The organism is Clostridium sp. AF20-7 (genome assembly GCF_003479275.1).
Taxonomy (GTDB): domain Bacteria; phylum Bacillota; class Clostridia; order Lachnospirales; family Lachnospiraceae; genus Otoolea; species Otoolea fessa.
The window spans coordinates 1-25,501 of the sequence record NZ_QUGF01000010.1 but is presented as its reverse complement, the minus strand read 5'-3'; the positions used below and the strand labels follow the sequence as shown (position 1 = coordinate 25,501).

Below are 25,501 nucleotides of genomic sequence, written 5' to 3'. Positions count from 1 at the left end.
GTGAAAATCCATGAAAATAGAACGCATCAACGAAAACCAGATCCGCTGCACCCTGACAAGCAGCGATCTGAGCGCCCGCAACTTAAATCTGGGCGAACTCGCCTATGGCACGGAAAAGGCGAAAAAACTGTTCCATGAAATGATCCAGAAGGCATCGAATGAAGTCGGCTTCGAGGCGGACGATATTCCTCTGATGGTGGAAGCAATTCCGCTCTCCAGTGAGAGCATCATGCTGATCATTACCAAGATCGAGGACCCGGAAGAGCTGGACACCCGCTTTTCACGCTTTTCCCCGGGAAACGAGGACGAGCCTCTGACAGCGCTTGCCAACGAGCTTTTAGAGGGCGCGGACGGGCTTTTAAGCCTATTTACTGACAATGGCAAAAATACCGCCGCAAGCCCGCTGACCGGTTCGGACGCGCCTTCCACTGAAAAGGCAGAGCCAGGTTCCAAACTGCCGGCAGCGCGTATTTTTACTTTCGGCTCCCTCGACGAGGTCTGCCGGGCAGCGCGCATCGCAGCTCCAGTCTGCGAAACACCGAACACGCTTTATAAACACCCGTCCGATGGTCGTTACTACCTTGTTGTCCGCCAGACAGCCGACAGCACCGACGCATTCAACCGCCTGTGCAATCTCCTGTCCGAGTACAGCGAACCATTAAAGACTGCCGCTGCCCCGAATGCATTTGAGGCATACTATGAGGAGCATTATGAGACGATCGTCCGGGAGCACGCGCTCTCAACGCTCTCGACCCTGTAGGAATACTGACTTCCAGAAAAATCGGTTTTTTCCATTGCTTTTATTTTAGAACATGAAAACCATCAATTTCTCCTTGAATATTTCGCATTTTTAGTATAGAATATAGCCAAACGCATAAATATAAAAGGAGGATTTTATCATGGCATTTGTAATTACTGATTCTTGTGTAAGTTGTGGTTCCTGTGCTGGCGAATGTCCAGTTGGAGCAATCTCTCAGGGAGATGGCAAATACGATATCGACGCTAACAGCTGCATCGACTGCGGTACATGTGCAGGCGTATGTCCGACCGGCGCTATCGAGCAGGGCTAATTAAACACAAACAAAAACGAAATATCTACATAAAAAAGCCTGTCGTTTCCGACAGGTTTTTTTATGCCCTTTTGCAGAACTTATCACATCTTATTCCCATTCCGTCCAAATTTCTTTTTCTTTACACGGGACCGGAAAAATGGAAACCGCCCTGGCGCAGCCGCTGCTGCTTCCGCTCGCCCCTGGTTTTCCCGCTGATACGCGCGGATGACCTCGTCGAGGCGCTTGAAGCGCTCTTCCTCCCGCTCATCAGAGACCCGCATCAGGTATTCCAGCTCCTTCATCAATTTATCATGCACCAGATAGCTAACATCCTGGCTCAGTTTTTCACTGTTTTCCTCGATCGCGCGCCCGATGACCTGGTTCATGATCTCCTGAAACTGGCGCATTTTCTCCCCCGCCAGAGGCTGGGAAACCTCTGCCTGCGGCAGTTCTGTTTCCTTGTTTTCTACCTCTGTATTTTTTTTCATTTCCATATTTTCCTGCCTGCTCATGTTACGCTCTCCTGTTCCCGTTTCCCGGAAAACCGCCTGTGCCTGCGCTTCCAAAAGCGCTTCCGGTTCTGTTTTCTGATTTTCTTCCACTTTTCCGAGGATTCCCCGTATGGCTTTCAACTGGTACCCCTGTTCCTTCAACTGCTTGATCTGACGGAACAGCTGGATATGAAACTCCGTATAGTACCGATGCCCCAGTTCATTTCTCGGAATCGGAAGCCCCAGCTCGTCCTCCCAGTACCGGAGCACGTGAGCCTCCACCTGCACCTGTCTGGAAGCATCCGAAATCAGGTAATGCTTGTTCTTATTCATTCTGCTTGTCCTCCCCGGTACCTTACTACTACTATATGCGGGGTTCAAACTAAATATGAATAGCATTTACATAAAAAACAAGTTCCGGAACTCCTTCACCATCGATCGGAACGATTACCATATCGTAGCTAAATGCCAGCTCGCTGACGGTAGAAGGCGAATGAATGACATAAATAAAAAGAGGGGATTAAATTTCCCCTCTCCATTCTACAGCTTCTTCTCAAAGCACCAGTAATCATGCCCCTGCAGCACATACTCACCGACCTTCTCAAAGGCCAGCTTCGCGTATGACCGCAGCGCTTTCACATTATCCTTCGCCACCAGCATATGGGCACTCTTGCAGCCGCGTCTTCTAAGTTCCTCCATCGCGCCTGCCAGAAGCTCGCGTGCGATGCCTCGGTTCTGGTACTTCTCCGCCACACCCAGTCTGGAAATTTCTGCCGACGGCTGCAGCTCTTCCGACCAGCACGGAATCGATTCCACCTCCGGATCATCATCGATCGAAACCATCCCCGCGATCTCTCCTGACGCATCATCCCGGATGCAGAACAGCGAATTTCTTGAAACATCCGACTGCAGCTCCGGCTCCCCCGGATAGGCATCCGTCCACGCGCAGAACTCCGTTCCCGCTAGCGCGCGATAAAAATGGCGAACTGTATCTAAATCCGCCACATCTGATTTCTGTATTAATTCAAGCATCTTCCATTCCTTTTCTCCAGTCCCGTCCCCCAGCGACCCTATTTCGCCAAATTCGCAAACTTCGTCAGCTCCGGTCTCCACATCAGCTGCACCGTTCCTATCGGGCCATTACGCTGTTTGGCAATGATTACCTCCGCGATATTCGGCGTATCCGTATCCTTGTTGTAATAATCATCACGGTACAAAAACATAACCACATCGGCATCCTGCTCAATCGCACCAGACTCACGCAGATCCGAAAGCATCGGGCGGTGGTCCGGACGTGTCTCGCAGGCACGGGAAAGCTGCGACAGGGAGATAACCGGCGCATTCAGCTCTCGCGCCAGCGCCTTTAGTGAACGGGAAATCTCCGAGATCTCCTGCTGGCGGTTCTCTCCGCTCTTTCCTCTGCCGCTCATCAGCTGTAAATAGTCGATAATGACAAGGCTTAAACCGTACTCCAGCTTCACCTTGCGGCATTTCGAGCGCAGCTCCGAGATCGAGATACCTGGCGTATCATCGATGATCAGCTTGGAACTTCCGATCGTACCGATGCCTTCCACGACGGCATCCCAGTCGGAATCCGTCAGCGTACCGGTACGCAGCTTCTGGGAATCGACATTCGACTCCATCGACAGCATACGGTTGACCAGCTGTTCCTTCGACATTTCCAGGCTGAATACCATGCACGGAAGCCCTTTTTTGACCGCCACATGCTCGACGACATTCAGAACAAACGCCGTCTTACCCATCGAAGGACGCGCCGCAATCAAAATAAAATCGGACGGCTGGAATCCCGACGTCCGGTAATCCAGATCGATAAATCCGGTCGGAATACCCGTGACGGTGCTGTTGCTCTTCGACGCCGCCTCAATCTTTTCCAGAACATTCAACGCCACCTGGCGGATCGGCACAAACTCTCCGCCTCCGCGGCTCTGAAGCAGGTCAAACACCGATTTCTCCGTGTGCGCCAGAATATCCTCCAGCTTGTCCCTTCCGCCGTAACAGAGGTTTTCAATCTCCTCATTCACTTTTATCAAACGGCGCAGGACTGCCTTTTCCCGCACGATATTGGCATACGATTTGACATTGACCGAGGTCGGCACAGATGTCATGATATCCCGGACAAAGTCCAGGCTGCTGACCTCCGGCGGAACATCTTTTTCGCGCAGCCGATTTTGAAGCGTCACCAGATCGACCGGCTTTCCTTCATTGAAAAGCTCGACCATCGACTCAAACATGACGCCGTACTGGTGCTGGTAAAAATCGGCGCCTGTGATAATCTCAGACGCCGCGATAATTGCTTCCCGATCCATAAGCATGGATCCGATGACTGACTGTTCCGCCTCTACACTGTGCGGGAGAACCCGCTTTATCAGGGCTTCATCCATGATTCAGTCCTCCATATTAAGCTTCTACAACCTTTACTGCCAGTTTTCCGGTTACTTCTTTGTGAAGCTTGATCGGAACTTCGTGTGTGCCAAAGGTCTTAATCGGCTCCGGCAGAACCAGTTTCTTCTTGTCAATATCCAGATTTAACTGATCTTTGATCGCCTTTGCAATCTCCTTGGAAGAAACAGAGCCGAATGCTTTTCCGCCCTCGCCTGCCTTGATGGACAGGGTGATGGACTTATCCTCCAGATGTTTTGCCAGATCCTTCGCTGCTGCCAGGTGCTCTGCCGCGATCTTCGCCTCATTTGCCTTCTGCAGCTTCAGATCATTTAAGTTCTTCGGTGTTGCCTCGATTCCCAGTTTCTTTGTCAGAATAAAGTTGCGTCCATAGCCGTCGCTTACCTTTACAATCTGACCTTTTTTGCCAAGTGCCTTTACATCCTCTAATAATACAACTTCCATCGTTATATTTCTCCTTTCTCCATCATATCCGTAATGAGATCTTTTAATTTCTCTCTGGCTTCATCGATCGTCGCACCCTTAAGCTGTGCGCCCGCAATCGTGCGGTGTCCGCCGCCGCCCAAGCGCTCCATGATAATCTGCACGTTGATCTCATCGATCGAACGCGCGCTGAAATAGATCGTGTCGCCCATCTGCGTCAGGATAAATGACGCCTTGATGCCTACAATATCCAGCAGCTCATTTGCCGCCTGTGCGCCAACCACGGTAGGACTTTCAAGTCCTTCGGACGGACACACGGAAATCGCAAATGCGCCGTGATAAATCTCTGCTTTCTGGATCGCCTCAGCTCTCGCCCGGTAGTCCTCCAGCCGGTCGCGGAACAGCTTTCTCACACGCACGACATCCGCGCCGTTTCTACGCAGGAACGCCGCCGCCTCAAAGGTGCGGACACCTGCCTGGTTCATGAAATTGTTTGTGTCAATCACGATACCGGCGTACATCGCATCCGCCTCCGCCGGCTTGATCTTGATGCCGTCGTCGCCGATATACTGCAATACCTCGGCTACCATCTCACACGCCGAAGACGCATACGGCTCGACATAAGATAACACCGCATTGTCGATGATCTCGCTGCTCTGGCGGTGATGGTCGAGCACCACGATCGTTTTGATCTGCTTGAGCAGTTCCGGTGCCTCCGTGATACTCGGGCGGTTGACATCAACCACAACTAACATCGTGTTGGAATCCGCCCACTCTGCCGCTTCCTCGCCGGTTAAGAACAGATCCTCCGGGTAATCAGAGCTGTTTTCAAACCGCGCCATCATCGGTTTCACGGAAGAATTGACCCCATTGATGACGATCCGCGCCTTTTTATTAAAAGAGGTCGCAATCCGCCAGATACCAATCGCCGCACCAAAGGAATCCGTATCGCCGATCTTGTGTCCCATGATCAGCATCTTATCCTTCGTATCCATCAGCTCGCGCATCGCATGCGCTTTGACACGCGCCTTGACACGGGTCGTTTTTTCCAGCTGCTGCGATTTGCCGCCGTAATAGCGGATCTTCGTGCCATCCTTGACGACCGCCTGATCGCCGCCGCGTCCCAGCGCCATATCAATCGCCGTTCTCGCATACTCATAGTTGCGGATGTAGCTGTCGCCGTTCATACCCATACCGATACTCAGCGTGACAGCCATATCATTTCCGATATTAACCGTCTTGACATCCTCCAGGATCGAAAAGCGGCTCTCCTGAATCTCTTTCGTGTACTGCTGCTTGATCACAAACAGATACTTGTCATTTTCCAGCTTCTTGACGATACCTTCCATCGCCATAAAATACTTCGTAATTTTCCGGTCAATCAGGGCAACCAGCAGGGAACGGCGTACCTCCTCGACACTCTCCAGCGCCTCGTCGTAGTTGTCGAGATAAATAAGTCCCGCCACCAGACGCTGGTTGTTGATCTGCTGCTTGCAGCGCAGAATCTCCGTCTCATCGCAGAGATACAGCACTAAAAGCATCTCACCGCTGTCCTCGTCCACCGCGCCAAGCTTCATACCTTCCGTCTCGCTCAGCGCCACCTGCTGGATATCGATCCGGTAAAATCTGCCGTCAAACGAAGAATGAACGCTCGTTTTTTCGTCCATCTCATCCAAAAATTCCCGCGTCAGTTCCGGAAAGACCGCCGCGATATTCTTACGGCAGTTTTTATCTTCCCCGACGATCTCCGAAAAGGAGTGGTTCAACCAGAGGAAATGTCCCTCTGTGTCCGCGATGGCATACGGCACCGCCATCTCATAGAGGAGCTGTTTCTGCACCCACGCATACTCCGCCGAAAACTCCACCAGTCCGCCCATCAGACGTTTTCTCCGGTATATGAACAGCCAGAGTGCCACCAGCACATATATAACCGTAAATCCGGACATCACAAGACCGGCAGCCGGGCTCACAATCCCAACTGCCAGGTTCGCCGCCAACAGGAATACCGACAGTATGATCGGCCACTGCAGATACGTCCGCAGCTGACCTCGTATTTTCATATTTTCTTTCATCTCATTCTCCCGTGCATACAATGTTGCTGTCCATGTGCCGGTTTTCAAAATACCTGCCATGAGCAGTAACGATAAAGCAACCAAAATGACTTGATGCCCCTTATTATAGCATAGTGAGGGGGATTCGTCCAGACAATCCCCCATTGACAAACCAGAGCCGCCGTGCTAGTTATTGTGCACGCATACGTGCCCAGTAACCTGCGCTCGTATATCTTTTACGAAATGCTTTATATGCTTTAGTCTCGGCTATAAAGTTGGTCGAGCTAGTAATAAGACACAAAAATAACCGCCCCGGTCCTGCAAACTTGAGCGGTTATTTTTAACTTATCATTTAAGGGTCCAACCGCTATCGGTGAGATCCTTTATATATAGATAACATAACTACAAAAAATTTCAATCATCTTCTTTGCATCTGTTATCTTAGATATCCTCATATCGACTGCATGAAACTATAAATGCCACTCTTCTTTTACTTCACCGCCTGGCAAATCAACTCCACGCACTTCTCAATTCCCAAATCTCCACTGTTCAGCATCAGATCATAGTTTTCTCTGTCGCCCCAGCGCTGATTCGTATAGTTTTCATAGTAGATCCGGCGGCGTTTGTCGGTCTGGTGCATAAATTCATCAATATGCTCTTCCAGATCCCCGTACTCATCAATCGCGCGGCGAAGCCGGATATCACGATCCGCATAAACAAAGACACGCAGTACATCCGGACGGCTTTTCAGAATATAATCGGCACATCTGCCGATGAATACGCAGCTTCCGCGCTTTGCCGCCTCCTCGATCGCCTTCTTCTGCGCCACATAGATCTGCTCTGTCAATGGCAGTTCACTGAGCTTCGGCTCCTTCGGATAGGAAAGTCCATACAAAGTTCCCATCGCGAAATTATAAAGCAGACTATTTGTCAGGCGCTGCTCACGATCCGCAATAATTTCCGCCGGAAAACCGATCTCCTTCGCAGCAGCATCGATCAATTCCTTATCATAAAATTCCATTCCCAGTTTTTTTGCCGCTGTCAGACCAATCTGACGACCTCCGCTTCCATATTCACGACTGATAGTGATAATCTTTTTTTCCATACAACTGCCTCCTCCCTGTTCCTCCGTGGACTCCCTCTTTTTCTGTCTTTAGTATAACATATGCCTCAAAATTGTTCAAGTTTAGTCGCACGCCCTTCTTATTTTTCTGTATTTTATTCCATATATGTAATTATTTCTGTTTTCTCTTGCTTTTATTTTTCTCTTTTCTTCTTACTTTCTATGAAATTCCAACTAACTTCTTCGTTTCATTCACAAAAAAGATGGGTGAAAGCGTTTTATGTATTCCACTTTCACCCATCTGGTCTTCATTTTAAATTATCATTTTATCTAAACTGTCGTTTTTACAGCCAAACACTTTTTAGTCTCCTAACCGGTAAATTTCCCGGCGCAGCTTCGGTCCGATCAAAGCTGTGAAAATGATTTTGACTGCATCGCCCGGCAGATACGGGATAACGCCCACACCCAGTCCGGCTACAAAGGTCATGTTAAGCTGACCTGCCAGCCATACCGTTCCGAAAATATAGCAAATTGCCAGTCCCAATACCATGCCTACGATATGCAGGGCTACTTTGCCCGGAAAATGATCTACGAAAAATCCAACAATCAGCGCCATCAGGATAAATCCGACGAGATAGCCGCCGGTCGGTCCTGCCAGTTTACCGACTCCTGCCGTAAATCCGGAAAATACCGGAACGCCCACCATGCCAAGCAGCATATAAATCAGGTAACTGATCGTGCAAGCTTTCATTCCCAGCACATATGCCGCCAGATAAATAGCAAGGTTTGTAAAGGAAATCGGAACCGGGCTGAATGGAAGCGGAATCGAGAGCGGTCCCAAAATACAGGTTACCGCCGTCATCACGCCAATCAGCGCCATCCGTTTGGTTGTAAAGTAAGGTCTGTGCTCCGCTTCTGCAGAAAGTATTTTACTCATGATATGAATGCTCCTTTTTTATAATGTGAAACCCATCGCTGCCAGCATCTCCTGATCCTCGCTGATGCGGTTTCCGGAGGTTGTCAGCATATCTCCGGTGATGGCTGCATTCGCGCCGGAGCGGAATGCCCGTTCGCCGGAATGTTCCATTGAATTTCGTCCTGCTGCCAGACGGACCATCGCAGTCGGATTGATATAGCGGAAAATAGCAATCGTCCGCAGGATCTCATCCTCCGAAAGCACTGCCTGATGTTCCAGCGGCGTGCCCGGAATCGGACGCAGGATATTGAGCGGAATTGACTTGATTCCAAGCTCACTCAGCGTGATTGCCATGTCGATCCGGTCTTCCCAGGTTTCTCCCATGCCGATGATACCGCCGGAACAAACGGAAAGTCCTGCCGCCTGCGCACGCCGGATGACCTCCAGCTTGTCCTCAAATGTATGTGTGGTACAGATATTCGGGAAATTTCTCCGGGAAGTCTCAATATTAGCATGATACCGTCCCACGCCCGCCTCTTTCAAACGGTTGAAATCTTCCTGTGACAGAAGTCCGTGGGAGGCGCAGAGCTCTACCTTACATTCCTTCTTCATAGCACGGTATGCCTGAAGCGCCTTCTCCATCTCCGCTCCCGTCAGCGCACGTCCCGCCGTCACGATGGAGTAACGATGTACCTTCTTCGCCTCATGACGCTTGCAGTCCTCCAGAATCTCCTCTGGCTCCAGAAATGGATATTCTTCCACCTTCGCATGATGACAGGCTGACTGCGCGCAAAACTTGCAGTCCTCGCCGCAGCGTCCGCTTCGTCCATTAATGATAGAACACAGATCCACATGGTTGCCGCAGAGCTCCTTTCGGATTTTATCAGCTCCCGCACAGAGCTCATCCAGATCCTCACTCAATAAAAAGCTTAAATCCTCGCCCCGTTTCAGACGGCGTCCTTTTATAATATCTTCTGCCAGTTGTAAACTCATATCTTCTACTCCTTATCAAAATCAAAACACTTTTTTGGTTATCCTTCGGTCCAACTTAAAAAACATCCTATTTTTCTCATTTAGCTAACTTTCGCTATTATAAACCGTTGATTTTTAAATGTCAACATACCAGATTAATATAGTTTACATTCCAGCATCTGCTAAATCCAAAAATCGCGCATCCTTCCAGATATTCTCCAGCCATTTTCCAGACTCATGGCAGCAAAAAAAATGTGCCTTGGCACATTCGGGCATCTCGCGCGGTCGCTTGCGACAACCTACATCTTCGCACGAGTGCGCATCATTGGCACGTTAGTTCCTTTTTGCATAATAGGGAATTCCAAGGAATTTCCTATAAAACAAAGCTGCCATCCGACAGGCATTCCCATCGTCCAGCAGCTTTGTCAGCCTTTATTTCTAAGTTTCGTAACTGTTCGGTATCTTCACCGTCACGCGCAAAAATCCATTAAAAATTTCCTACCTGACCGGCTCCAGTGCCCCCATGCTCCGTTTCAAAATTCCCTTCATATAGGCAATCAAAATCCCATAATTGGTCATCGGGATCTCCTGATCGGCAGCGCTGCGAAGACGGCTCTTCATCTCCCGCGCATTCAGCATACAGCCGCCGCAATGAACGATCAGCTTATAACCGGACACATCCTCTGGAAATTCCGTCCCCGATGTAAAATGAAACTCCGGCGCTTTTCCCGTGTACTGGCGGATCCAGTCCGGCAGCTTCTCCGTGCCGATGTCACCGCACTGGCGATGATGCGTACAGCACTCAGAAATAAGAATCGGATCTCCGTCCTGTATCATTTCCAGCGCTTTGGCGCCCTCCGCTGCCTGTTTCAGATCCCCCTTATACCGCGCAAACAAAATGGAAAAGGAAGTCAGACGCACCTGCGGCGGCGTCAGCCGGTCTACCAGCGGAAATACCTGGCTGTCCGTGATTACCAATGCCGGAGCTTCTTTCAATTTTGCAAACGTCTCCGAAAGTTCACTTTCCCGGCAGACAAACGGCATCGCACCGATGTCCAGCAGATCCCGGATGACCTGCTGCTGCGGCAGAATCAGCCGCCCCTTCGGCGCCGCCTTGTCAATCGGAACAACCAGAATTACCGTATCAAACGGTTTTACTAGATCCGCAGCCAGCCGTTTTTCATCCGTCTCCTGTGACGTAAGACGTGCCATTTGCTCTTTTAACTGCTGGATTCCTTCTCTCGTCCGAGCACTCACATAGGCGCTATGTTCCACAACCGGTTCCTGTTCCGATTTTCCCGTCAGCAAATCCATCTTATTGTAAACCACCAGATACGGGATTTCCTTCTTCTCAAACAGCCGGATCATCTCTTCTTCCCAGCTGCTGATTCCTTCCACCGCATCCACCACCAGGACTGCCAGATCCGCCTTATTTAAGACTTGACGAGTCTTGCCAACTCTCTTTAAGCCCAGCTCGCCCTCATCGTCGATTCCAGGCGTGTCGATGATAACCACCGGACCGAGCGGCAAAAGCTCCATCGATTTATAGACCGGATCGGTCGTCGTTCCCCGGATGTCCGACACGATCGCCAGCTCCTGCCCGGTCACCGCATTGACCAGACTCGATTTTCCCGCATTTCTCCGTCCAAAAAACGCGATATGTACCCGCTCGCCGGACGGCGTCTCATTCATTCCCATTTTGATCCTCCTGATTTAGCTAAAACCTGAAATCCCGCTGCCCCTTTTCAATTTCAACCAGATTTTTCCTCACGATCTCCTGCACTTTTTCTTTCGGAATCGAACCGATCTCCGCCTGAATCAGCTTCTCTCCAATCTCTTTCGTCCCCGGCGCCGCATAATCTTCCAGATACTCCTTGAGCGTCATCAGCGCATTCGGATGACAACAGTTCTGAATCTGCCCGCTCTTGCACAGGCTCATAAAGCGGTCGCCCGTCCGTCCTTCCCGGTAGCACGCCGTACAGAAGCTTGGGATATAGCCTAATTCCATCAGCCAGCGGACCACCTGGTCGAGTGTCCGGTTGTCGCTCACATCGAACTGCGCCGAATTTTCCTCCTCCGGCTCTTCCTCTGCATATCCGCCGACACTGGTGCGGGAACCGCCGCTGATCTGCGATACGCCCAGCCGCAGCACCCGCTCCCGACAGGCTTTGCTCTCTCTTGTTGAGATAATCATGCCCGTGTACGGAACTGCCACCCGGATGCAGGCTACGATCTTCTCAAAAATATCGTCGCTGATGCCGTTGTCAAAGGTCGATGGGTCGATATCGTCCGCCCGGCGGATGCGCGGCACACTGATGGTGTGCGGACCAACACCAAAAACTGCCTCCAGATGTTCCGCGTGCATCAAAAGTCCTGCAAATTCATACCGGTACAACTCCAGACCAAATAAAACGCCGATTCCTACATCGTCGATACCGCCCTCCATCGCGCGGTCCATCGCCTCCGTGTGATAACAGTAATTGTGCTTTGGTCCCGTCGGGTGCAGGCGCTCATAGCTCTCCTTATGGTACGTCTCCTGGAACAGGATGTACGTTCCGATTCCCGCCTCTTTCAGCTTCCGGTAATTCTCCACCGTCGTCGCCGCAATATTGACATTGACCCGGCGGATCGCCCCGTTTTTATGCTTGATACTGTAAATTGTCCTGATACTGTCCAGCACATATTCAATCGGATTGTTAACCGGATCCTCGCCCGTCTCCAGCGCCAGACGTTTATGTCCCATATCCTGAAGCGCAATTACCTCCTGCCGGATTTCCTCCTGCGTCAGCTTCTTTCTGGCAATGTGCTTGTTTTTCATGTGGTATGGACAGTACACGCAGCCATTCACGCAGTAATTCGACAGATACAGCGGCGCAAACATGACGATCCGGTTTCCGTAGAAATCCTGCTTGATCTGGCGCGCCAGCTCAAAGATCTCCTCCACCTTTTCCGGGATCTCGCAGTCAAGAAGCACTGCCGCCTCGCGGTGGCTCAGCCCTTTTCGAAGCCGCGCCTTCGCCAGAATCTGGTCAATCAGTTCCACGTTGTTTTTGTTCTTCTCGGCATAGGAAAGAGTCTCTAAAATTTCCTCATGGTTGATAAATTCCTCTGCCTTTTGGGATGATGGGTTGTAATTGTAACTCATAGTTTCTTCTCCTTTTCTTACAGGTCAGGATGATAGCCGTCATGTTTTCCTCCGGAATTATCAATTTCAAAAATGCCAGCATGATCAGCCGTCCATCGCGTCCTTCCCCGTCAGTTTATTTATCTGTAAGCACCTTTCGATGCCAACAAACCAAATCGCAGGCTTTTACCCCTTATAATCTCCCCGGTCGATGACTACCTCGTACCCGATGCTTTCCATGCGCCTCTTCATGCAGTTGATGCACTCCGCCGCCTCGTCTCCCGTGCAGATTTTATTGTCATAGAGCATATATTTGGCGCGCACCCCGACCGGAGACAGGTTCGGCATCACGACGTTTCCGCCTGCCAGAATCCCCAGTTCGCGTCCCATCGGATGAATCGTTCCGAGCGCTGTCGTCGCCGGAAGCAGCACTTTCGGCTTCAGCAGGCGAAGCAGCCCTAAAAGAAACAGTGTCTCTTCCAACGTTCCTGCCGCCTCCCCGCCAAACGGAGTGTCGTGCTGCGGAATAAACGGACCGATTCCCACCATTTCCGGATCCAGTTCTTCGATAAAACGCATATCTCTCGCCAGACAGCGCGCCGTCTGGTGCGGCGAACCGACCATAAAACCGCATCCGGTCTGATAACCAAGAGCCTTTAAATCACGCAGGCACTGCATCCGGTGTTCAAATGACATCTCTGCCGGATGCAGGCTCGCGTAATGGCACGCGTCCGCCGTCTCATGGCGCAGCAGATACCGGTCCGCCCCTGCCTCTTTCCAGTGTTTCAACGTATCATACTTCTTTTCTCCGAGCGACAAAGTAATCGCACAATCTGGAAATCCTGCCCGGATCGCCTGCACCATCTCCATCACCCAGTCGTCCGTCATCGCCGGATCCTCACCGCCCTGCAAAACAAAGGTGCGGAATCCCAGCTGATAACCATTCTCACAGCAGGAAAGAATCTCCTCCCGACTCAGGCGGTACCGGCTTGCATTTCGGTTGCTCCTTCGGATGCCGCAATAAAGACAGTCGTTTTTGCAATAATTGCTGCACTCAATGAGTCCCCGCACATACACCGCTTTTCCGTACTCTCTTTCCCGGATGCAGCGCGCTTTTTCAAAGAGGTAGTCCGCCAGCTCCGGTGAACGTCCCTCGATCAGACTGACCCACTCATCCTCCGTCAGGGACTCCCCCGCTTCCAGACGGTCAATCAATCTCTTTAATTCTGTAATCGTTTCTATCTGTTCAGCGCCTGGACGGACCGCCTCCCGCCACCAGTCAGACGGTCGAAGCCCCGCGCGTGTAAAATCTGCCATTCCGTCACCTCGTTTTCATTCCTGTGCTTCCGGCGCCTTCGAATACAGCGCCTTCGAAGAAATCCCCCGCAGCATCCCCAGCTTCCCGGACAGCGCACTGATCACATCACCCGGCGCGTCAATCACGACGCTGATAATATTCACGTTCCGTTTGTGGTAAGGAATCCCCATCCGCCCTACGATATACTGCCCGTACTGATGCAGCACCTTATTCAACTCTTCCGTATCTCCCGTCTGATCGACCACAATACCGATCACGGCAACTCTTGATTCTGTCTCCATGTTTTTCCCTCATATCTTCCTGTTTATCTGTCCAAATTTTTCTCTACAACAGATACCATTTCAAATATCTCCGCTAAAAACCATGCTGCGATCCTGTCCTGCAAAATCTTCCATCCACAAGCACCACTTTTTCCAGCCCCGCCCTTTCTATAGAGCAAATGGATCAAAAAGAGCCCGCGCAGACGCGGACTCCATCCATCTCAAAAAGGGTATACGAATCTCCATGAACCGCTCCCCTTTCCTTCAAGACCCGTCTCAAACGTCAGCATCGCTTTTCACCACTTCCAGCATCACCGGAACACTCGATTATTTCTGTTCCATTCCTTTTTGAAAGGTATCTACTGCCTCGCAAATCGGAATACTTGATAAAAGCGTATCACATTTACTGTAAAATTGCAAATAAGACTTATATGCTTCCCCATAAAATGCTTCCCCATAAAAAACGGGCGTCGCCGATTTTCCACTCCAAAACCAGCAACGCCCATCTTCCATTTTCCTAATTATTTCTTACAGAATCTTCCCATACCGTCCCAAAAAGCTCTTCGTTCTCTCATTATCCGAAGCAAACACCTTCTCCGGCGCGCCCTCCTCGACGATGAGTCCGTCTGCCATGAAGATCACGCGGTGGGAGATATCTTTCGCAAACGCCATCTCATGGGTAACAATCACCATCGCGATGTGCAGATCCGCTAACGACTTAATAACCTTCAATACTTCTCCCGTCAGCTCCGGATCCAGTGCGGAGGTCGGCTCGTCGAAAAACAGAATCTTCGGATTCAGTGCCAATGCACGGGCGATCGCCACACGCTGGCACTGACCGCCGGAGAGCTGGTACGGATAATAGTCCTCCTTATCCTCCAGACCCATTTTTTTCAGAAGCTCGCGCGCCTCTTTATAAACCGTCTCCTTGTCGCGCTTCTGCACATGGATCGGCGCGTCTGTGATATTTTTCAGCACAGAATAGTGCGGAAACAGGTTAAAATTCTGGAATACCAGACCGTACTGGCTGCGGATCTCCTTCATGTCCTTCTTGTCCGCATAGCTGACCTTGCCATCCGCGCCCGTCCAGGCTGCTCTCTTTCCTAAATATACGATCTCGCCGTGGTCCATCGTCTCCAGCATCGTCGCGCAGCGCAGAAGCGTCGATTTACCCGAACCGGACGGTCCGATGATGGACACGATCTCGCCCTCGCTCACACTCAGTGAAATATCCTTTAAAACCGACAGATCGCCGAATGATTTTTCCACATGATTTAATTCTAACAAGTTCATTTTCCACATTCCTCCCGCTTCTATCGGTAATAATCCAGCTTTTTCTCAATCCATTCCATTGCAACTGCCACAACCAGATTGAAAATATAGTAAAAGACGGCTGCTGCCACAAACGGCATCATATTCGTCTGGGATGCCGCCAGCGCCTTGGCGATTGAGAACATCTCCGCCACGCTCAACGTAAACGCCAGAGACGTATCTTTTACCAGCGTGATGACCTCATTCGTCACCGACGGAAGAATCCGCTTGATTACCTGCGGCAGGATGATCTTGAAGAAGGTCTGTGCCTTTCCATAACCCAGAATCTCCGCTGCCTCATACTGTCCGACCGGCATCGACTGGATGCCGCTGCGGTAAATCTCGGCAAAATATGCCGCATAGTTAATGACAAAACCGATGAAGGTAGCCCACAGACGGTAACTGCTGCCGACTTTGATGCGGAACAGATAATACGGTCCAAAATACACCACCATGAGCTGTAGCATCAGCGGCGTGCCTCGCATAATCGAAATATATACTTTTACAATCGTCTGGATCAGCTTGTTCTTCGACATACGCCCGAACGCGATCACGAGTCCTAACGGAAGTGAAAATAGCAGTGTGATCACAAAAATCTGTGTGCTGACTGCCATACCACCCGCAAGCTGTGTAATCATCTGCTGGAGTGTCATCTTACCCATAATTATTCCATACCTGCTTTCTAAAATGTAGATTCGTTACTGTTCACGCATACGTGCCCGGTAACGGAATGTGCTGTGACTTCACAGTTAAACACATAAACCGCGAATGGGGACTGCCATGAAATCGTTCACAGCCGTCCCTATTCCTATTATTTAATAATGTTTCGTTTTTACAATCAACGATTAATTACTATTTGCCGACGGTAGTTACGTCCTTGCTAAACCATTTCTCAGAAACTTCCTGTAAGGTTCCATCCTCTGCCATCTCTTCCAGAGTGCTCTGAACTTTATCTCTTAACTCGGTGTTGCCCTTCTTGAAGCCTACGCCGTATTCTTCCTCAGAAAGGGAATCGTCCAGAATCTTGAAATCAGCGTTTCTCTGCTGAATCTGATAGCCAGCTACGATTACGTCCATCGCAATGGCATCAACGGCGCCCTGCTCCAGATCCATGAATGCGGTGTTGTAATCAGCGGTTGTCAGAAGCTCCTTGAAAGTAGCGGTCAGTTCCGGTGCCTCTTTTAAAGCTGCCTCTGCGGAAGAATCTGCCTGAACCTCTACGATCTTGCCTGCCAGATCCGCCTGGCTGTTGATATCCGAATCATTGGCTACGACAAATACCTGCTGGTTTGCCATGTACGGCTCAGTCCAGGTGTAATCATCCTCACGACCCGTCATCGTAAATCCATTCCAGATGCAGTCGATATTGCCGGACTCAAGCTCCATATCTTTAGAATCCCAGGCAATCGGCTGTGCCTTATATTCCAGACCCAGACGTTTTGCAACTTCCTGTGCCAGCTCCAGGTCAAATCCGGTGTACTCGCCGTCATCGCCTACAAATCCCATCGGCGGGAAATCCTGATCAAAACCAACAATCAGAGTGCCGCCGTCGGTTGTCTTCGCCTCTTCTGCGGTGGTTTCCTCTGCCTGGCTCTCAGCCGCCTCTGTGTCTGCTGCGGTTGTCTCTGCTGCGCTGTTGCTGCTGCCACATGCGGTCATGGAAAGTGCCATTACTGCAGCCAGCGCTGCGCTCACAAATCTCTTTTTCATAATTAGTGTCCTCCTCATTTTCAGACAGTGGAAGCCGTTCTCCCTTTGCCGGTTTCCGTCTCGCTTTTTAATATGCTACCATATTAGCATACTAAAGTGTTTTTGTAAAGCACTTATTTTCGAAATCTGTTTTTTTGTGTAATAGGGAATTCCATGGAATTTCCTATTATACAAAAAGGGATCCCATATGATCTCTCACATGGAATCCCAATCATTTTTATCCTCAATAATTGAGTGAACTTTGAGTAAAAATCTTCCTTTACCCTTAAAAAACTCTTATTTTACAAGGATTACTCGCAAACATACGGCATCAGGGACAGATGTCTTGCTCTCTTGATAGCTACAGTCAGCGCTCTCTGATGTTTAGCACAGTTGCCAGTGATACGTCTCGGAAGGATTTTTCCTCTCTCAGATACGTATCTCTTTAATTTATTTGTATCTTTGTAATCGATTTCGCCGTTCTTCTCGCCGCAGAATACACAAACTTTTTTTCTTCTACGCATACCGCCTCTTCTGATCTTGGAAGCGTCTGTTTTATCGCCTTTATTGAATGCCATTGGTCTTTCCTCCTTCACACACATCAGCCTGATGGCGCTCTCGCGCACTCCGTCCGCCGGGGGACCGATTCCCGAACCTAGTTGAACGGAAGGCCTTCGTCTTCTACTCCATCAGGAATATTCATGAATCCATCGCCGATTGCGCTGGACGGAGCCGGGCGCTCTGCCGGACGGTAACCGCCGTCGCTGTTGCCAGATGCCGCATTCTTGCTCTCTGCAAATTCCTGATCCTCTACAATCACTTCTGTCGTATATACTTTCTGGCCGTCACGATTGGTATAGCTGCCAGTCTGAATTCTTCCGGTTACTACGAGCTTGGTTCCCTGATGAAAATACTTCTCAGCGAATTCGCCTGCTCTGTCAAATGCAACACACGGAATGAAATCCGCTGTCTGTGCGCTGTCGTCTCCGTTTCCGCCTCTGCGGCCTCTGCGGTCTACTGCCAGCGTGTATCTGGCGATTGCCATAGCTCTCTCGCCCTGAGAGTATCTCACTTCCGGATCTCTCGTTAATCTGCCCATCAGAATTACTTTATTCATACGATCACTCTTTCTTTATCTACTCTTACGCATCCTGTCTTACGCATAAGTATCTGATAACCGGCTCCATGATGCGGATGTGGTTCTCCACCTCATTCGGGCATACGGAATCAGACTCGAAATGTACGAAGTAGTAGAATCCTTCTTTCATTTTCTGAATCTCGTAAGCAAGTCTCTTCTTGCCCCATTCATCAATGTCAGTTACTGTACCGCCGAAACGTGTGATGTAACCTGTTACTTTCTCCATCGCTGCGGCTCTCTCTTCGTCCTCGAGTTTTGCGCTAAGAACAACTGCTAATTCATATTTGTTCATGCTCTTTCTTACCTCCTTGTGGTCACTGACCCCCTGACTCCAGCAGGGAGTAAGGATTTTTGTGTTATATATTACCGAATATCTATGATACCAAAAAAGGAACGGCTTGGCAAGCACTTTTTCGAGATTTTCTATGTAAATTTTCTCGTTTTTTCCGGGCTTTCTGCCCCTTCTTACTGCATTCTTTTACTGACTGCCAGATCATGAAGCTGCCTGCATCTGTACGCCCACCCGCCGCTCTTATTCGGACTTCTCTCCCGCTTTTTTCAGTCCTCTGGTACTCTTTTCTACCAATGGTCGTGCCATCATCACCTGATGCCCGCAGCCGGCACATTTCAAACGGAAATCCGCGCCGACCCGCAGGATCTCCCACTCATGGCTGCCGCACGGGTGCGGCTTTTTGAGTTTTACAATATCTCCAACCTCGTATACCATTTCCTCTCTCCCCTGTTACTACCTTATACTCCGACCGCGTCCCCCAGCACCTTCCCGATGCTGTCGCTGATAACCAGATCCGCCTGACCATCGCGCGAGGTCGCTGATTTATTGATCAGAACCAGTTTATTTCCATGATAATAATCAATCAGCCCCGCTGCCGGGTACACCACCAGCGAGGTGCCGCCGATGATCAGCATATCTGCCTTGCGGATATGGGCAATTGACCGCTCAATTACCTCATTGTCCAGTCCTTCCTCATACAGCACGACATCCGGCTTGATCACGCCGCCGCAGCCGCACTTCGGCACGCCCTTCATCTTCAAAATATCATCCAATCCGTAAAACCTGCCGCAGCGCGTACAATGGTTGCGGAGCACCGATCCGTGCAGCTCCAGCACCTCTTTGCTGCCTGCTGCCTGGTGCAGCCCGTCGATATTCTGGGTAATAACCGCTTTCAGCTTTCCTTCCTGCTCCAGCTTCGCCAGCGCCAGATGCGCCCGGTTCGGCTTTGCATTCGGGAACAGCATCTTATTGCGGTAAAACCGGTAAAATTCCTCTGGCTTTCTCATATAAAAGCTGTGGCTTAAAATCGTTTCCGGCGGATAGTCATACTCCTGATGGTACAGCCCGTCCGTGCTTCTAAAATCCGGGATATTGCTCTCGGTCGAAACACCCGCCCCGCCAAAAAATACAATATAATTTGACTCATTAATCCATTTTTTTAATGTGTCTGTCTCTCCCATCTGACGCACTCTCCTCTCCTTTTTCTGAAAACATAAAAGCGGTTGCTATTAGTTTACATAAAATCAACACATTCTCTATCCTATACAATTACAGCACGCACTCTACACGATCTCATCCAGATACACGCCGTTCACCGTATCCACCTGTGCCAGAATCTCTGCCAGCCCCTTATTTTCAAGCTGTCCGCCCCAGATTTCTTCCGCTTTCCGGCAGCCAAACAGCCAGCTCACCAGCTCTTCCGGCTTCGTCTCCAGCCATATGGAAACATTTTCCGTGCAGCCGCAGGTATCCGGCTCCGGTTTCCGCGCCTTCAGGCTGGAACCTGTCTCCCCAATCGTCCAGACAAACTCACCGTTGTTCATTTCCAGAATCGGATCATTCATACGGATGCCCAGTGTGAGCATACGTTTTTCTTCTCCCTGCTGCTCTGCCTGTTTTAAGCCAAATGCCGCCAGCAGCGCCCCGATATTCGTCAGGCGCGCCATATTCCACGGCTTCTCGCCCATCTTGACCGTGTATGCGTCCTCCGCATACAAAAGCCGGTGTTCACGGACTTCCCAGCCCCAGTAGGCATCCAGGCCAACCAGCCTGCCGTCCTGTTCCAGGAATTCCAACGTGCCATTTTCAGAAGCCAGCTCCTTGATGAGACGGCTCACATACGCCGCATCCCGGCGCGTATACATCTCATACCGTGCGCCCAGCCACTGTTCCATATAGACAGCAGCCCGCCCGCAGTCCTCCGGCGTATCCTGGCACACCGTGCGCGTCAGCGTCTGTTTCGCCTCCTCGGTCAGCTCATAGAATGCCACATTTCCGATGAAGGTAAATCCCATCGGCGCATACACAGCCGGGTTGACCGGGACCAGATACGTGATCGGCTTTCCGGCTGCCTCCTCGTCGTGAAGCATTTTCACAAACACATCCCGGAAATGTCCCTCGCGGCGGCGGCTCTCCTCGGTCGCCACCCCGACCAGATAATCGAGCTTCCAGAGGCGTCCACGCAGCTTCACCGAATACGGATTGTACTGCACCATCGAAATCAGAAGTCCATTATCCTTTTTCACCAGAATCTCGTTATCCTTCGTCTTTTCCTTATAATAATACTCGATAAAACTCTCCGAATCTTCCGGGAAACACATATGCCAGAGACGCTTCGTCTCGTCCTTATCCTCCGCGTCCAGATACGTCAGCACACTTCCCGCCGTCGTATTGGCGATCTGCTCCGCCCAGTGATAGCCCTTGCTGCCGTTTAACAGCTGTTCTACCAGATATTTGCGTGCATAATCCGCCGGATAATACGTCATTTTCGCCTTCCGGAGTCCCTCTAATCCCATATCGTCCTCGCGGTTGACCCACTCAGCCTCAGGAAATTCCTCTATCAGGAACTGTTGGTTGATAAACTGGTACAGACCGTTGATCTCCGGGTTTGCCTTCTCAATATGGATAACCGTCATATGTTCCACCGGATTGTAGCTTCCGATCGTAAATGCCTCCATCTGACCGTCGATATACACGCCGCCCATGTGGATGCTGAATTCTGAACAATTTTTCAGAATATCGTGAATGCCCTTTACCTCATAATCGAGATGTTCCTCGACCTCCTCGCCCTTCTGCTGTCTCCAGCGGTCCAGAAAAACCCAGACATCGTGGCTGTCCGAACAACACAGACGGCGGTACTCATAGCGCCCCTCATATTCGCGCTTAAATGCGTTGACGCGGTTTTTCTTCTTATGCAGTTTCTTTCCCGCCAGGGAACGCATCGCATCGCCGTTGTAGAGATAATCCCTCGAATCGACCTGCTCTTCCACCAGATATTTGTCCTCCGGCAGATTTAAATATTTCACTGCATACTCATCCGCCAGATTGATAACCAGCGGATATCCCAGTTCTTCATTAAAATACTCCTCAATCGCCGCAAACGCCCCCGGCAGGTCTTCCTCCCGGCACAGCGGCATCGCGGAAAAGCAACGTCCTTCATTCTCCATCAGCCATAAAAGCGCCTTATTTTCCCAGATTGCATAGCGGACATTATAATAATCTTTCCAGACATAGCTCTCCAGAAATACGCTGTCGCACGTCATATTGTGGCGCATCGCGTAAAACGGAAGCATCTCCTGGATACTGTTAACTTCAATTTTTTTAAACTCTAAACTCATGAAACCTCCTGTGTAAAATCAAAGTGGGTTTTATTTGCCTTCTCATATTATACCATAAATACTAAATTCAGCTATCGCCTTTGGCTCTGCTTCATTAAGTATTTAGGTATGACTCGCACTAAGCTCGAAAACACCTCGCTAAGTGCTCATATTATACCACAAATTTCCTACTTAAAAACAAGGATTTTCTTCCCTTGACTCTATAATTATTGTAGACATTATAGTTATTTCTGATAAACTATACTCAGAAGATGATTTCTACGGCGTTTTCTTTCTGACGGCCGACGGCGGAGTCATCTATTTTTACCAGAAAGACGAGGATTTATTCATGGAAAAGAATCTCACCTCCGGCAGTGTGCTGAAAACAGTTATCTATTTTTCCCTACCATACTTGTTATCTTATTTTTTGCAGACACTCTACGGCATGGCGGATCTGTTTATTATCGGGCAGTTTGGCGGTGTGGATGGGACGACGGCGGTCTCGGTCGGCAGTCAGGTCATGCATATGCTGACGGTTATGATCGTTGGTCTGGCGATGGGCGCAACGGTTCTCATCGGACGCGCGGTCGGCGCGGGTGACCGGAAGCTTGCGGCACGCGGCATCGGTAACACGATTTCCTTATTTGCAGGTCTGTCCATTCTTCTGACCGGACTTCTGCTGACGGCGGTTCACGGCATTATCAGGCTGCTGTCTGTCCCGGAGGAAGCAGTAAACGGCACCGCGGCATATCTGATGATCTGCTTTGCCGGCATCCCGTTCATCACCGCCTACAATATCATCAGCTCTATTTTCCGCGGCATGGGAGACTCCAAAAGTCCGATGTATTTCGTTGCAATCGCCTGTATTATCAATATTGCGCTTGATTACCTTTTAATGGGCGTGTTTTCGCTCGGTCCGTCCGGCGCGGCGCTCGGCACGACCCTGTCACAGATGTGCAGTGTCCTGATCGCCCTGGTCGTAATCATTAAAAAACGGATGTTTCCGGGTTTTCGTCTCCGTGACCTCCATCCACATAAGACTACCATAGCCTCCATCCTGCAGGTCGGAATCCCAGTTGCAGTTCAGGACGGCTTTATACAGGTTTCTTTTCTGGTTATTACCATGTTTGCCAACCAGCGCGGATTAAATGATGCGGCGGCGGTCGGAATCGTTGAAAAGCTGATCGGAATCCTGTTTCTGGTTCCATCCTCGCTTCTCTCCACGGTTTCCGCCCTCTCCGCTCAAAACCTGGGTGCTGGAAAACCTGAGCGTGCCCGTCAGACGCTGCGCTACGCGATCTGCATCACATTTTCTTTCGGGCTGATCATCGCAATCGCCATGCAGTTTGCTGCCGGTGCCGCCGTCTCCCTCTTTACTGATGAGGCAGAGGTTGTCCGGCTCGGAACCCAGTATATGAAGAGCTATGTGCTGGACTGCATGATCGCCGGTATCCATTTCTGCTGCAGCGGTTTCTTCTGCGCCTGCGGACTGTCCGGGCTGTCGTTCCTGCACAACTGCATCTCGATCGTGGTAGCGCGCATCCCGCTCGCATGGCTCGCATGCCGCTATTTCCCGGAAACACTGTATCCGATGGGACTCGCAGCGCCGATCGGATCTCTCATCTCCGTTGCCATCTGCCTGATTGCATTGCGGTGGATTAGACGGCATCCGGAAAAGCTGGTTATGAATTTACATCCAGTTGAAACTGAATAAATGCTGCATTCCCATCTGGATCTTAAAACTTCCATCCGCCAGTTCAACAAGCCTCTGACGGAAACAGCGGTCTGGCTTGGAACGGTTGGTGTCGGCATTTCGCTGGAAGCTCCCTCCGTTCCGGGCACAGACAAATGGCAGGAAACTACCTGCATGGTTGTCCGCTTTCGCGGCAGCCATCAGGAAGCTCCTGCCCCCATATAAAACTCTTCTGCAATTTATCTGGGAGCATTCTCTCCCCATCACCGGATTCTACCGTGAGATCACCCGCTTACTTTTCCCGCATCTCCAGCAGTCTCCACGCCTTCTTATTCTGGACTTCCAGCACGGAACCACAATATTCACACTTTTTCAACCCCAGCTTCTGAATCGGTGCACCGCAGTTTGGACAGATAAGCGAAACCGCTGCCCCTGCTGTTTTCGCATCCTCATAGACATACACCAGTTCCGTCTCATAAACTGTCTGAATCAGATTCGAATGCAGTTCTGACTGCATCTCAGGCGTTTTCTCATATTCAGTCATTTTCTCATATTCAGTCATTTTCTCATACTCGACCGCCGACTCACACAAAATCCGGCAGAGTCCTTTTTCCTTCTGATAGCGGCTGATGACCGTCCGGTGGATATGTACCTTCTGATACTCTTTTTCCAGTTTTTTTCTCAATTCTGTCTCGATCTGAGCCTTCCACTCGCTCCAGTTAAACTCCGGGAAATCTTTTGCAATCTGCGGCAGGCACAGCCGGTCCATTCCCGCCAGCGAACGCGGTTTGGATGCGTCTGGCTGCGTCAAATCACCTTCCGATAAATGCTTTGCCACATACCGAAGCACCTGTACCTCCGGCGTACTCGCCAGCTGCCGCATTTTCCTCTTTATTTTGCGGTAAATCCACCAGACAAGCGCTGCCGCAATCAAAATGCCAATGATCCAACCTATCGTTTCTGTCCGCACCGCTGCCTCTCTTTCTATGTTGCTGCACACACACGTGGCCAGTCACTTTTCTTTATCTCCGTGCATGATACTTAAACCTGATACTCCTTATTCCGCCTTGCTCGCAGCCTTGTCGCTCATCGCCTTTGAATTTACCATGATCCGCAGATGGGACCCTTCGCCGCATTTGCCCTTCTCATCGTTTACTTCAATATCAAACCACATTTTCCGGCGCTCAATGCTGCGGAGTTTTGCAGTCGCTGTTACCTTCATTCCCACCGGCGTCGGCGCCAGATGGCGGCAGTGAATCTCCGCTCCGACCGTCGTCTGTCCTTCCTCCAGATACGATTTCGCCAGTTCCAGCGCTGCCGCCTCCATCAGGGCCACCATATTCGGAGTAGACAAAATTTGGGAACCTGCGCTTCCGATTCGCTTTGCCGTCATCTCATCCGTTACTTCCCAGGTCAGGCTGTATTCCTGTAATTTTTCTGCCATTTTCGCTTCCTCCATATTATAAAATGATTTTGTCGCGGCTATTTAAAATGCCGTTTCGTGAATGATTCTATTATAGCAGAAGATGTGAAAATCGGATAGCGCCATCTTACTTCACAGCTAATCAAACAGTTAAAATTCCGAAAATTCTTGTAAAACAAAAAAAGGAACCATCTTTCGATGATTCCTCAGAGGCGACAACCAGATTTGAACTGGTGATCAGGGTGTTGCAGACCCACGCCTTACCACTTGGCTATGTCGCCATAAATGACCCCAACGAGATTCGAACTCGTGTTACCGCCGTGAAAGGGCGATGTCTTAACCGCTTGACCATGGGGCCAGATATTAAATTAAAACTCCCCGAGTAGGACTCGAACCTACGACAGCGCGGTTAACAGCCGCGTGCTCTACCGACTGAGCTATCGAGGAATAAAAGGTATATACCTTCAAAACTGCACACTGAATTTCTTCTACTTTCTATCTTTCATCCTTCAGGAAATAACTTCCTCTTACCTATCCTTAACCATAA

Annotated in this window: 27 protein-coding genes and 3 tRNA genes; 3 read left to right on the top strand and 27 right to left on the bottom strand. The window is 50.2% G+C overall.

The window, feature by feature from the left end:
- The first annotated feature begins 10 nt into the window (after window positions 1–10).
- Window positions 11–760 carry an adaptor protein MecA gene (locus DWX68_RS11430; protein ID WP_118629548.1) on the top strand — a complete coding sequence of 250 codons (750 nt, stop codon included), beginning with the start codon at window positions 11–13 and terminating at the stop codon, window positions 758–760.
- A gap of 139 nt (window positions 761–899) precedes the next feature.
- Complete coding sequence (locus DWX68_RS11425; protein WP_107001811.1) at window positions 900–1,070, top strand: 4Fe-4S binding protein; 171 nt, start codon at window positions 900–902, stop codon at window positions 1,068–1,070.
- An 83-nt stretch (window positions 1,071–1,153) separates the two neighbouring features.
- Here DWX68_RS11425 and DWX68_RS11420 read toward each other — a convergent pair whose 3' ends face one another.
- From DWX68_RS11420 to DWX68_RS15135, 21 genes are all read right to left on the bottom strand, one after another.
- Complete coding sequence (locus DWX68_RS11420; RefSeq protein ID WP_107001810.1) at window positions 1,154–1,876, bottom strand: helix-turn-helix domain-containing protein; 723 nt, start codon at window positions 1,874–1,876, stop codon at window positions 1,154–1,156.
- 207 nt (window positions 1,877–2,083) lie between these two features.
- Window positions 2,084–2,575 carry a GNAT family N-acetyltransferase gene (locus tag DWX68_RS11415; protein WP_118629546.1) on the bottom strand — a complete coding sequence of 164 codons (492 nt, stop codon included), beginning with the start codon at window positions 2,573–2,575 and terminating at the stop codon, window positions 2,084–2,086.
- A gap of 38 nt (window positions 2,576–2,613) precedes the next feature.
- Window positions 2,614–3,945 carry a replicative DNA helicase gene (dnaB, locus tag DWX68_RS11410; protein ID WP_118629544.1) on the bottom strand — a complete coding sequence of 444 codons (1,332 nt, stop codon included), beginning with the start codon at window positions 3,943–3,945 and terminating at the stop codon, window positions 2,614–2,616.
- Between the two features lie 16 nt (window positions 3,946–3,961).
- Window positions 3,962–4,408: a 50S ribosomal protein L9 gene (rplI, locus tag DWX68_RS11405; RefSeq protein WP_022358874.1), complete on the bottom strand. Its 447-nt coding sequence runs from the start codon at window positions 4,406–4,408 to the stop codon at window positions 3,962–3,964.
- Window positions 4,409–4,410: 2 nt separating this feature from the next.
- Window positions 4,411–6,459 (bottom strand): DHH family phosphoesterase, encoded by a 2,049-nt coding sequence (locus DWX68_RS11400; RefSeq protein ID WP_118469339.1) that lies wholly within the window; start codon window positions 6,457–6,459, stop codon window positions 4,411–4,413.
- Between the two features lie 469 nt (window positions 6,460–6,928).
- Complete coding sequence (locus tag DWX68_RS11395) at window positions 6,929–7,543, bottom strand: cytidylate kinase-like family protein (RefSeq protein WP_107001807.1); 615 nt, start codon at window positions 7,541–7,543, stop codon at window positions 6,929–6,931.
- Window positions 7,544–7,862: 319 nt separating this feature from the next.
- Window positions 7,863–8,438 (bottom strand): biotin transporter BioY, encoded by a 576-nt coding sequence (locus tag DWX68_RS11390; RefSeq protein WP_118629542.1) that lies wholly within the window; start codon window positions 8,436–8,438, stop codon window positions 7,863–7,865.
- Window positions 8,439–8,456: 18 nt separating this feature from the next.
- Window positions 8,457–9,410, bottom strand: coding sequence for a biotin synthase BioB (bioB, locus tag DWX68_RS11385; protein ID WP_118629540.1), 954 nt, complete (start codon window positions 9,408–9,410; stop codon window positions 8,457–8,459).
- Between the two features lie 477 nt (window positions 9,411–9,887).
- Window positions 9,888–11,087: a [FeFe] hydrogenase H-cluster maturation GTPase HydF gene (hydF, locus tag DWX68_RS11380; protein ID WP_118629538.1), complete on the bottom strand. Its 1,200-nt coding sequence runs from the start codon at window positions 11,085–11,087 to the stop codon at window positions 9,888–9,890.
- 19 nt (window positions 11,088–11,106) lie between these two features.
- Complete coding sequence (gene hydG / locus DWX68_RS11375; RefSeq protein WP_118629536.1) at window positions 11,107–12,534, bottom strand: [FeFe] hydrogenase H-cluster radical SAM maturase HydG; 1,428 nt, start codon at window positions 12,532–12,534, stop codon at window positions 11,107–11,109.
- A 165-nt stretch (window positions 12,535–12,699) separates the two neighbouring features.
- Window positions 12,700–13,755 (bottom strand): [FeFe] hydrogenase H-cluster radical SAM maturase HydE, encoded by a 1,056-nt coding sequence (gene hydE, locus DWX68_RS11370; RefSeq protein WP_243027750.1) that lies wholly within the window; start codon window positions 13,753–13,755, stop codon window positions 12,700–12,702.
- A gap of 90 nt (window positions 13,756–13,845) precedes the next feature.
- Window positions 13,846–14,112 (bottom strand): TM1266 family iron-only hydrogenase system putative regulator, encoded by a 267-nt coding sequence (locus DWX68_RS11365; RefSeq protein WP_022358889.1) that lies wholly within the window; start codon window positions 14,110–14,112, stop codon window positions 13,846–13,848.
- A gap of 507 nt (window positions 14,113–14,619) precedes the next feature.
- Entirely contained in the window at window positions 14,620–15,384 is a 765-nt protein-coding gene (locus DWX68_RS11360) for an amino acid ABC transporter ATP-binding protein (protein WP_022358890.1), read from the bottom strand.
- Between the two features lie 20 nt (window positions 15,385–15,404).
- Entirely contained in the window at window positions 15,405–16,055 is a 651-nt protein-coding gene (locus tag DWX68_RS11355; protein ID WP_333489850.1) for an amino acid ABC transporter permease, read from the bottom strand.
- A 199-nt stretch (window positions 16,056–16,254) separates the two neighbouring features.
- Window positions 16,255–17,112 (bottom strand): amino acid ABC transporter substrate-binding protein, encoded by an 858-nt coding sequence (locus tag DWX68_RS11350; RefSeq protein ID WP_118293963.1) that lies wholly within the window; start codon window positions 17,110–17,112, stop codon window positions 16,255–16,257.
- Window positions 17,113–17,402: 290 nt separating this feature from the next.
- Window positions 17,403–17,669, bottom strand: coding sequence for a 30S ribosomal protein S18 (gene rpsR / locus DWX68_RS11345; protein ID WP_022358893.1), 267 nt, complete (start codon window positions 17,667–17,669; stop codon window positions 17,403–17,405).
- A gap of 77 nt (window positions 17,670–17,746) precedes the next feature.
- Complete coding sequence (locus DWX68_RS11340) at window positions 17,747–18,208, bottom strand: single-stranded DNA-binding protein (protein ID WP_022358894.1); 462 nt, start codon at window positions 18,206–18,208, stop codon at window positions 17,747–17,749.
- Between the two features lie 25 nt (window positions 18,209–18,233).
- On the bottom strand, window positions 18,234–18,521 hold the full coding sequence (gene rpsF, locus DWX68_RS11335; RefSeq protein ID WP_107001800.1) for a 30S ribosomal protein S6: 288 nt from the start codon (window positions 18,519–18,521) through the stop codon (window positions 18,234–18,236).
- Between the two features lie 240 nt (window positions 18,522–18,761).
- The gene (locus tag DWX68_RS11330; RefSeq protein ID WP_022358896.1) at window positions 18,762–18,956 is read right to left on the bottom strand and encodes a DUF951 domain-containing protein; all 195 of its coding nucleotides are present in this window, start codon (window positions 18,954–18,956) and stop codon (window positions 18,762–18,764) included.
- Window positions 18,957–18,979: 23 nt separating this feature from the next.
- A complete protein-coding gene (locus tag DWX68_RS11325; RefSeq protein WP_117796749.1) occupies window positions 18,980–19,702 on the bottom strand; it encodes an NAD-dependent protein deacylase in 723 nt (240 codons plus the stop codon).
- A 102-nt stretch (window positions 19,703–19,804) separates the two neighbouring features.
- Complete coding sequence (locus DWX68_RS15135; protein WP_118629532.1) at window positions 19,805–21,859, bottom strand: GNAT family N-acetyltransferase; 2,055 nt, start codon at window positions 21,857–21,859, stop codon at window positions 19,805–19,807.
- A gap of 328 nt (window positions 21,860–22,187) precedes the next feature.
- Between DWX68_RS15135 and DWX68_RS11315 the strand changes: the two genes are divergently transcribed.
- On the top strand, window positions 22,188–23,552 hold the full coding sequence (locus tag DWX68_RS11315; protein WP_118472505.1) for an MATE family efflux transporter: 1,365 nt from the start codon (window positions 22,188–22,190) through the stop codon (window positions 23,550–23,552).
- Here the strand turns inward: DWX68_RS11315 and DWX68_RS11310 are convergent.
- From DWX68_RS11310 to DWX68_RS11285, 6 genes are all read right to left on the bottom strand, one after another.
- The gene (locus tag DWX68_RS11310) at window positions 23,529–23,732 is read right to left on the bottom strand and encodes a hypothetical protein (protein WP_118629530.1); all 204 of its coding nucleotides are present in this window, start codon (window positions 23,730–23,732) and stop codon (window positions 23,529–23,531) included. The two genes, DWX68_RS11315 and DWX68_RS11310, sit on opposite strands and share 24 nt — an antisense overlap.
- Window positions 23,733–23,823: 91 nt before the next feature.
- On the bottom strand, window positions 23,824–24,501 hold the full coding sequence (locus tag DWX68_RS11305; RefSeq protein ID WP_118629528.1) for a hypothetical protein: 678 nt from the start codon (window positions 24,499–24,501) through the stop codon (window positions 23,824–23,826).
- Between the two features lie 87 nt (window positions 24,502–24,588).
- Window positions 24,589–24,975 (bottom strand): thioesterase family protein, encoded by a 387-nt coding sequence (locus DWX68_RS11300; protein WP_022358901.1) that lies wholly within the window; start codon window positions 24,973–24,975, stop codon window positions 24,589–24,591.
- 189 nt (window positions 24,976–25,164) lie between these two features.
- A tRNA-Cys gene (locus tag DWX68_RS11295) sits at window positions 25,165–25,235 on the bottom strand.
- Between the two features lie 5 nt (window positions 25,236–25,240).
- Window positions 25,241–25,312 (bottom strand) — tRNA-Glu (locus DWX68_RS11290).
- Between the two features lie 16 nt (window positions 25,313–25,328).
- Window positions 25,329–25,401: transfer RNA gene (locus tag DWX68_RS11285), tRNA-Asn, on the bottom strand.
- Between the last annotated feature and the right edge of the window lie 100 nt (window positions 25,402–25,501).